The sequence below is a fragment of the Acidovorax sp. genome (assembly GCF_046339755.1).
Taxonomy (GTDB): domain Bacteria; phylum Pseudomonadota; class Gammaproteobacteria; order Burkholderiales; family Burkholderiaceae_C; genus Acidovorax.
Map to the genome: position 1 here is coordinate 20,514 of NZ_JBKDTZ010000086.1, position 7,814 is coordinate 28,327.

General features: G+C 68.0%; 6 protein-coding genes. 1 reads left to right on the plus strand and 5 read right to left on the minus strand.

The annotated features are described in order from the left end of the window. Nucleotides 1-5 precede the first annotated feature (5 nt). The 4 genes from ACK59X_RS06860 to hemN form a co-directional block, all read right to left on the minus strand. On the minus strand, nucleotides 6-2,474 hold the full coding sequence (locus ACK59X_RS06860) for an EAL domain-containing protein (RefSeq protein WP_409956145.1): 2,469 nt from the start codon (nucleotides 2,472-2,474) through the stop codon (nucleotides 6-8). Next, the gene (locus ACK59X_RS06865; RefSeq protein ID WP_409956146.1) at nucleotides 2,471-3,799 is read right to left on the minus strand and encodes an HD-GYP domain-containing protein; all 1,329 of its coding nucleotides are present in this window, start codon (nucleotides 3,797-3,799) and stop codon (nucleotides 2,471-2,473) included. The genes ACK59X_RS06860 and ACK59X_RS06865 overlap by 4 nt, the downstream gene beginning before the upstream one ends. A gap of 296 nt (nucleotides 3,800-4,095) precedes the next feature. After that, nucleotides 4,096-4,833, minus strand: a complete 738-nt coding sequence (locus ACK59X_RS06870; RefSeq protein WP_409956147.1) for a sulfite exporter TauE/SafE family protein — start codon at nucleotides 4,831-4,833, stop codon at nucleotides 4,096-4,098. 2 nt (nucleotides 4,834-4,835) lie between these two features. After that, nucleotides 4,836-6,218, minus strand: coding sequence for an oxygen-independent coproporphyrinogen III oxidase (hemN, locus tag ACK59X_RS06875; RefSeq protein WP_409956148.1), 1,383 nt, complete (start codon nucleotides 6,216-6,218; stop codon nucleotides 4,836-4,838). 443 nt (nucleotides 6,219-6,661) lie between these two features. Here hemN and fnr point away from each other — a divergent pair, with 443 nt between their 5' ends. Then, the gene (fnr, locus tag ACK59X_RS06880; RefSeq protein WP_184864259.1) at nucleotides 6,662-7,381 is read left to right on the plus strand and encodes a fumarate/nitrate reduction transcriptional regulator Fnr; all 720 of its coding nucleotides are present in this window, start codon (nucleotides 6,662-6,664) and stop codon (nucleotides 7,379-7,381) included. Nucleotides 7,382-7,397: 16 nt separating this feature from the next. On the opposite strand, the gene ACK59X_RS06885 is transcribed toward fnr, so the two are convergent. After that, entirely contained in the window at nucleotides 7,398-7,670 is a 273-nt protein-coding gene (locus ACK59X_RS06885; RefSeq protein WP_409956149.1) for a hypothetical protein, read from the minus strand. Nucleotides 7,671-7,814 lie beyond the last annotated feature (144 nt).

Sequence of the window (7,814 nt, forward strand, 5' to 3'; positions counted from 1 at the left end):
CTGGCTCAGTCTTGCGGCCCGGGGGCAGGCCTGGCGGCCACCGGCTGCGGTGCCGGTACTCCGGGTGGTGAAGCCACCGGCCGGCCCAGCAGGCGGCGGAAGTCCTCGGCCGGCAGGCCGGGCGCGCACAGAAAGCCCTGGTAATGATCGCACTGCATCTGCGCCAGCACGGCGCGCTGCACTTCGGTCTCCACCCCTTCGGCCACCACCTCGATGCGCATGGCGCGGCCCATGCTGATGATGGCGCTGACGATGGCGCGGTCGCCATCATCGTCGGGCAGGCCGCGCACGAAGGACTGGTCCACCTTGAGCTTGTGGATGGGCAGCTTCTTGAGGTAGGCCAGGCTCGAATAGCCGGTGCCGAAGTCGTCGATGGCCAGGCTTACGCCCAGGCGCGCCAGCTCGTGCAGGCGCTGCTCCATCTCGGCAGCATCCTGCAGCAGGATGGTCTCGGTCAGCTCCAGTTCCAGCAAGGTGGGCGGCAACTGGTGCACGGCCAGCAGGCGCGTGAGCCGGTCCACGAAGTCGGGCTGGCGGAATTCGAGCGCCGAGACATTGACCGACACCACGATGGGATGGCCGCCGTGGATCCAGGCCGCGGCCTCGCGCACCGCCTGCTCCATCACCCAGGCGCCCAGCGTGACGATGTAGCCCGATTCTTCGGCCAGCGGGATGAACATGCCGGGAGAGACCGGGCCGAACTCCGGGTCGGTCCAGCGGATCAGGGCCTCGGCACCGGTGATGGCGCCGGTCTCCATGCTCACCTGGGGCTGGTAGTGCACGGCCATGCGCTGCTCGCCCAGGGCCTGGCGCATGGCGTGCTCCAGCTTCATGCGCGAGAGCAGGTTGGCGTTCATCTGCGGCTGGTAGAAGCCGTAGCTGCCCCGGCCGCGCTCCTTGACCTGGTACATGGCCGTGTCGGCCTGCTTGATGAGTTCGTCCAGCGTGGCGCCGTCCTGCGGGTACAGCGCCATGCCGATGCTGCACTGGATCGAAAAGCCCATGCTGTCGAGCGTGAACGGGCGCAGCATCTCGTCGAGAATGCGCCGCGCCACGCTCTCGGCCACCACGGCGTCGCCGCCGTGCAGGTAGATCACGAACTCGTCGCCACCCAGGCGGCACAGCATATCGGTCTGGCGCAGGCAGGTCTGCAGGCGCCCGGCCACCAGCTGCAGCACGCGGTCGCCAAAGGGGTGTCCCAGCGAGTCGTTGTTGATCTTGAATCGGTCCAGGTCCAGGAACAGGATGGCAAACCCCGTGTCGGTCTGGCGCGCGCCCTGGATCGCCGTGTCCACGCGCTGCGACAGCAGCAGGCGGTTGGGCAGGCCGGTCAGCACGTCGCTGTAGGCCAGCTCCTCGATGCGCTTTTGTGCGGCATGCTGCAGCGTGAGGTCGCGCATGAAGCCGATGCTCTGCACCAGCCGGTCCTCGTCGTCGCGCAGCGCCACCCAGGACAGCTGCACGGCGCAATAGGCATCGTTCTCGCGCGGCAGCCACAGCTCACCCTCCCAAAAGCCGTCGCGTGCCCAGCCAGCCTCCACCTGGGCCATGAAGTCCGCGTCGGGCCCGCCGCCGAACAGCGAGGCCGCAGCCGCGCCCTCGAAGGAGCGCGCGGTCTTGCCCACCAGGCGCTCGCAGCCGGGATTCATGCGCATCAGGCGGTGCTGGCTGTCGGCGATGAAGATCGCGTCCATGCTCGACTCGAACACCCGCGCCGCCAGGCGCAGGCTGGCCTGCACCTCGTGCTGGCGCGTGATGTCGCGGAAGGAATACACCCGCCCCACGGCACGCCCCTGGCTGAACTGGGGCACCGAGCGGCGTTCGATGCTCATGCCGTTGCGCAGCGTGATGATGTCGATGCTCTCCTGCATGGGCTCGGTGCCGATGGCCGCCAGCCGCTCCATGTAGAGCGGCACATCGGCCACCTGGTCGGCCATGTGGGCAAACAGGGCCTCGTCGTCGCGCCGCACCAGCAGCGGGGCCGGCACGTTCCACAGCTGGGCCAGGCGCTGGTTGAAGGCGCGCACGCGCCCGTCCAGGCTGCAGACCAGCATGCCGTCGGCAGCGGAGTCGAGCGTGGCGCGCAGTTCGGCCAGCAGGGTTTCGAGCTCGCGCTCGGTGGCCTGCTGGTGGCTGCGGTCCACCATGGTGACGAGAAAGGCCGTGCCGCCTTCGAGCCGGGGCACGCGCGTCACGCGCCGCTCCACCGCCACCAGGATGCCGGTGGCATGCAGCACGCTGGTGTGGGAGTGGATGCCATCGGCCACCACCGCCGCGGGCTGGCTCCAGAACACCATGTCCTGCGGCGTCGCGGCCAGCTGGGTCACCGGCATGCCATGCATGTCGGCGATGGACAGGCCCGTCAGTTGCTCGGCCGCCTGGTTCGCGGCCAGGATGTGCAGCGTCTTTTCATCGACGAGCCACACCGCCTCCAGCAAACCGTCGATCCATGCCTGCGGCAGCGGCCGGATCACGCTCCACCCTCTTCGGGGACAGGGGCCACGGCGCGTTCGAAGAAGTAGCAGATGCGCTTGCGCGGCGACAGGTAGTCGAGCGCCTCGCGCGGCAGCTGGGCGGGCTTGAGGCTGCGGCGTATGCCGAGCTCGGGCACCGTCTCCAGATCAAGGATGGGCGCCTCGTCCTTGGGCACGCGCGGGTCGTGCACGATGACCTTGGGGCGCAATGGGCGCGATGAGTTGACCGAGGCCACGATGGCATAGCGGTCGTTGACCAGCTGCACGATGGAGCCCGGCGGGTACACCCCCATCATGCGGATGAAGGCCCCCAACACCACCGCGTCGAAACGCGCCTTGTGCTGGGCGAAGATGACCGACAGCGCCTCGTGCGGGGTCAGCCCGCCCATGCCGCTGCCGGGGCTGCACAGGCGGTCGTAGTGGTTGACCAAGGCCAGCACCTGGCCGGCGCGCGAAAGGTCGTGCGCCGTGAGCCGCATGGGAAAGCCGCTGCCATCCACCATTTCATGGTGCTGGGCAATGGCCAGCAGCACCGGTTTGCCCAGGCCCATGCGGCCCGCCAACGCCACGGATTCGCGCACATGGCCTTCGTAGCGGGCGCGGTCGGGGGCTGGCATGTGGGGCTGGGCGTTCTTGTGCACGTCGGCCAGGCGCAGCTTGCCCACGTCGTGCACCAATGCCGCCACGCCCAGGTCCTGCAGCTCCTCGGCCTTCATGCCCAGGGCCTTGCCCAGCAGCAGGCAGACCACCAGCACGTTCACCGGGTGCAGGGCGCCAGGCTCACCCACCCCCTCGGACAGCAGGCGGATCACAGAATCACCGTTGTTGAGCAGGTCGTTCACGCAGCCGGCGACCAGCACCTCGCCCTCGGTGCGGGCACGCTCGGGGTGGTCCACGACCACCTTTTCCAGCGCCACATAGCGGCGCGTGGCCTCGCCAAAGCGCTGGTTGCACTGGGCCAGGGCACGGTTCTGCGCCTCCAGCAACTGGCGCCGGCGGGCGGCGGCTTCGTCCACCGCGGCGTCCGTTGGCGTGGCCAGCGGCGCCGGGGCCGTCGCCTCCCGCACGGCGCCTGGAGCGTCGGCGGGCTGCGCCTCGCCGGGGTTGCCCACCAGCGGCAGGGGCAGCTCGCGCAGGTCGGGGTCGCTCTTCTTGGGAACGTAGCGCACCTCGGTCAGCCCCAGTTCGCGCAAGGTGGCAATCTGTTCGGCCGACGCCACCCGGAAGCTGCTCACCGGAAACGGATGGTGCATCCAGCCCAGGTCGAGCTGGATGTACATGCCGATGCGCAGCTGGCGGATATCGATGAGGACGGAGGAATTCACACTAAGGGCATACGTGAGGAAGCATGGCGGCATCTCTGCCACCATTGGTTACACCCATTATCTCCAGTTCTGGACGCATGTCTTGTCCCCCTGTGTCATAGGACATACCCATGGTCACAGGGCTCCGCTAGGCATCGGCCTTTTTTACCCTCTGGTAAAAACCCTGCCCCTGGAAGCGGGCCGGAGCGAGGTGCCACGCAAACCCGGTGGCCACGCGCATGCGTAGAAATACGTAGGAGCCACAAAACAACAATTTTGCCGCCCGGACGCGGGCGCGCGCGCCTCCCGCAGCTGTCTCACCGGCACCACAGCGATGGCTTGACGACCAGGTCCATCCACAGCGCCCAGCCGGCCGCTGCGCACAGCAGCCCCCCGGCCACGCGCGTGCCCCAGTCGGCCCTCGCCTGGTTGATGCGGCTGCGCAGCCGCGCCCACAACCAGGACCCGCCCACCAGCCACAGGCCGCTGCCCAGGGCAAACAAGGCCATGGTGGCAGCCCCCTGCACCGGCCCGCCGCTGAGCGCGGCCACCAGCAGCGCCGAATACAGCAGTCCGCAGGGCATGAGCGCCCAGAGCAACCCGGCAGCCCCCACGCCACCCGCCCCCGCCGTGAGCGGCCGCACGCGCTGCCACACGCCACGCCCCAGACGCTCCACCCAGGCCGGCTGGCGCGCCTGCACCAGCAGCAGCACACCCCAGGCCATCACAGCCAAGTGCAGAAAGGTCCACACCGGCTGCAGCGCCGCCGTGCGCTGGGTGAGCCAGGCCAGGCTGCCCATGGCCAGTGCCGCCACCACGCCCAGGCCCGCATAGCCCAGCACCCGCCCACCATGGAAGGCCACGAGCCGCCCCAGGGCCGGCGACGTACCTGGCTGGGCAAGCCCTGCCCCACCCGCCCCGGCCCAGCGCACGGGCTGCTCGCCCGATACACCCTGCCCCACCAGCGCCCCGCAAGGTGCAGCGCACATGGCCAGGCAGTGCGGGCCACCGGCCAGGCCCATGAGCAGCGCGGTCCAGCCCAGCGTGGCGAGCATGGTCAGATGATCCGGGAGAACCGGGCGCGGTTGCGGTCCGCCTGCAGATAGCGGTCGAACACCATGGCGATGCCGCGCACGAAGAACCAGCCCATGGGGGTGACGGTGATGCCCTCCTCGGTCACGCTGACCAGGCCCTGCTCCTGCAGACCGGCCAGTTGGGTGAGCTCGGCCGAAAAGGTGCGGCGAAAGTCGATCAGCCAACCCGCCTCGATGGACTCGAAGAACAGCTCGCCCTGGCACATCAGCGCCATGATGACGGCGCGGCGCACCAGATCGTCGCGGTTCAGCGCCAGGCCGCGCACCACGGGCAGGCGGCCCTGGTCCAGCAGGTCGTAGTACTCGTCCAGGGTCTTGGCGTTCTGGCTGTAGGTGGCGCCCACGCGGCCGATGGCCGAGACCCCCAGGGCGATCAGGTCGCAATCAGGCTGCGTGCTGTAGCCCTGGAAGTTGCGGTGCAGCCGCCCCTGGCGCTTGGCCACCGCCAGTGCATCGGTGGGCAGCGCGAAATGGTCCATGCCCACATACACATAGCCCGCATCCATGAACTGCTGCAGCGAGCGCGACAGCATGGCCACCTTGGAGGGCGCCGCCGGCAGCTCGGCCTGCACGATGCGCCGCTGCGGCTTGAAGCGCTCGGGCAGGTGGGCATAGGCATACAGGGCAATGCGGTCGGGCCGCAGCGACTTGACCTGCTCCAGCGTGCGGTCAAAGGACTCCGGCGTCTGGCGCGGCAGTCCATAGATCAGGTCCACATTGACCGACTCGAAGCCCAGGCTGCGCGCCGCTTCGACCAGCGCGAACACCTGCGCGGCCGGCTGCACACGGTGCACAGCCTTCTGCACGTCGGCGTCGAAATCCTGCACGCCAAAGCTCAGGCGGTTGAAGCCCAGCTCGGCCAGCACCGCCAGGCGCTCGGCCGTCACGGTGCGCGGGTCCACCTCGATGGAGTACTCGCCACCCGGTGCAAAGGCAAAGCTGCGCTTGAGCACGGCCATCAGCTCGCGCAGCTTGTCATCCGACAGAAAGGTGGGCGTGCCCCCGCCCAGGTGCAGCTGGCTCACCACCTGGCCGGTGCCGCAGTGGGCCGTGTGCAGCTCCACCTCGCGCGCCAGGTAGCGCAGGTACACATCGCCCCGGTCGTGGTGCTTGGTGATGATCTTGTTGCAGGCGCAGTAGTAGCACAGGGATTCGCAGAACGGAATGTGCACGTACAGCGACAGCGGCAGCGCCTTGCCCGGCGTGCCGGCCTTGCGCTGGTCCAGGGCCAGCACATAGTCGTTCTCGCCAAAAGCCTCCACGAAGCGGTCGGCCGTGGGGTAGGAGGTATAACGGGGGCCCGGCACGTCGAAACGGGTCAGGAGTTCGGGCGTCACAGCGGTCATTTCGGGGGAATTCCATATTGAGAACCTGCTGACGCCTTATTTCGGGTCGCGTTGGGGTGCAATCGGGATGAGTGCGGGTGCAAGGTGCGCCGCATGGGCCCATGCCCATGCAAGCGACTTGCGCCCACAATCGCCCGATTTCACCCCAACCCCTCGGGCAAGTGCCTTGTCAGGCGGTCTGCGTCGTTGCAGCGCTTGCCAATAGCTGAACTATTGGATGCGCACAGCGCCAAGCAACACATCCTGACAAGGTACTTGCGCGACCCGAAATAAGGCGTCAGCAGGTTCTTATGAACTTTGCCGCAGCTCCCGTCCCCCGTCCTTGACCTGGATCAAGTGTTGAAAGGCCCACAGGGCCCACAATTTGATGCATGTCAGCCACCACCACGCTCCACCCTGCGGATGCGATCCGTTCGCTCCCCCAACCTGTTGCTGCTGCGCCCATGAACCCGCTCACCATCAAAGTCGCCTGCTCCAACTGCAACCTGCGCGAGCTGTGCATGCCCGTGGGCCTGAACGACGCGCAGCTGGAACGCATCGACGAGATCGTGGCCACGCGGCGCAAGGTCAAGCGCGGAGGCACGCTGTTCCGCAATGGCGAGACCTTCACCTCGCTGTACGCCATCCGCACCGGCTTCTTCAAGACCTGTGTGGCGACCGAGGACGGGCGCGACCAGGTGACGGGCTTCCAGATGGCGGGGGAGATCATCGGCCTGGACGGCATCGTGAACGACCACCACACCTGCGACGCCGTGGCGCTCGAAGATGCCGAGGTCTGCGTGATGCCGTTTGACCGCATCGAGGAACTCTCGCGCGAAGTCACCGCCCTGCAGCACCATGTGCACAAGATCATGAGCCGCGAGATCGTGCGCGAGCACGGCGTGATGCTGCTGCTGGGCAGCATGCGCGCCGAAGAGCGCCTGGCCGCCTTCCTGCTGAACCTGGTGCAGCGCCTGCATGCGCGCGGGTTCTCGCAGTCGGAGCTGGTGCTGCGCATGACGCGCGAGGAAATCGGCAGCTACCTGGGCCTCAAGCTCGAAACCGTGAGCCGCACCTTCTCCAAGTTCGTCGAGGAAGGCATCGTCGAGGTCAAGCAGCGCCATGTGCGCATCCTGGATACGGACGCGCTCAAGCGCATCGTGAACTCGCAGACGTGTAGCTGACTGAGCCGTCAGGCGCTCAAGCCTGAACCTGCAGGCGGGCCAGCACCTCGGTCTTGCCGCTGCGGTCGGCCCGCAGGATCAGCGCCTCGCCCGAGCTGGTGTTGCTGCTGGCCAGATCGGACAGCACGAACATGTGCGTGAACCAGGCCTCGAAGCTACCGCCCCGTGCCGAGGCGGCCACCAGCGCCTGGCGCAGCTCGCGCAGGTGGCCAGCACCAGTGGTCTCCGGCGCGCCGCGCGGCGAGCCCAGCGCGGGCCACAAGACAATCAAGACGCTGCGTCGGCGCATGGCAAAGTTCTCCCCTCACGGTTGAGAAACGATCGCGTCGGTTGAACGCCCCGCTGTCGCGGCATGGTTGCGCCCCTGAACCGCAGGCCCCAAGGAGGAGCCCGGCGGCCCTTGCAGCACCACTTTGCTGGCCCCACTTTTGTC

Bases quoted from the DNA above. Each gene is read 5' to 3' on its own strand.
- ACK59X_RS06870 (WP_409956147.1), bottom strand. From the start codon at position 4,833: ATGCTCGCCACGCTGGGCTGGACCGCGCTGCTCATGGGCCTGGCCGGT.
- hemN (WP_409956148.1), bottom strand. From the start codon at position 6,218: ATGACCGCTGTGACGCCCGAACTCCTGACCCGTTTCGACGTGCCGGGC.
- fnr (WP_184864259.1), top strand. From the start codon at position 6,662: ATGAACCCGCTCACCATCAAAGTCGCCTGCTCCAACTGCAACCTGCGC.
- ACK59X_RS06885 (WP_409956149.1), bottom strand. From the start codon at position 7,670: ATGCGCCGACGCAGCGTCTTGATTGTCTTGTGGCCCGCGCTGGGCTCG.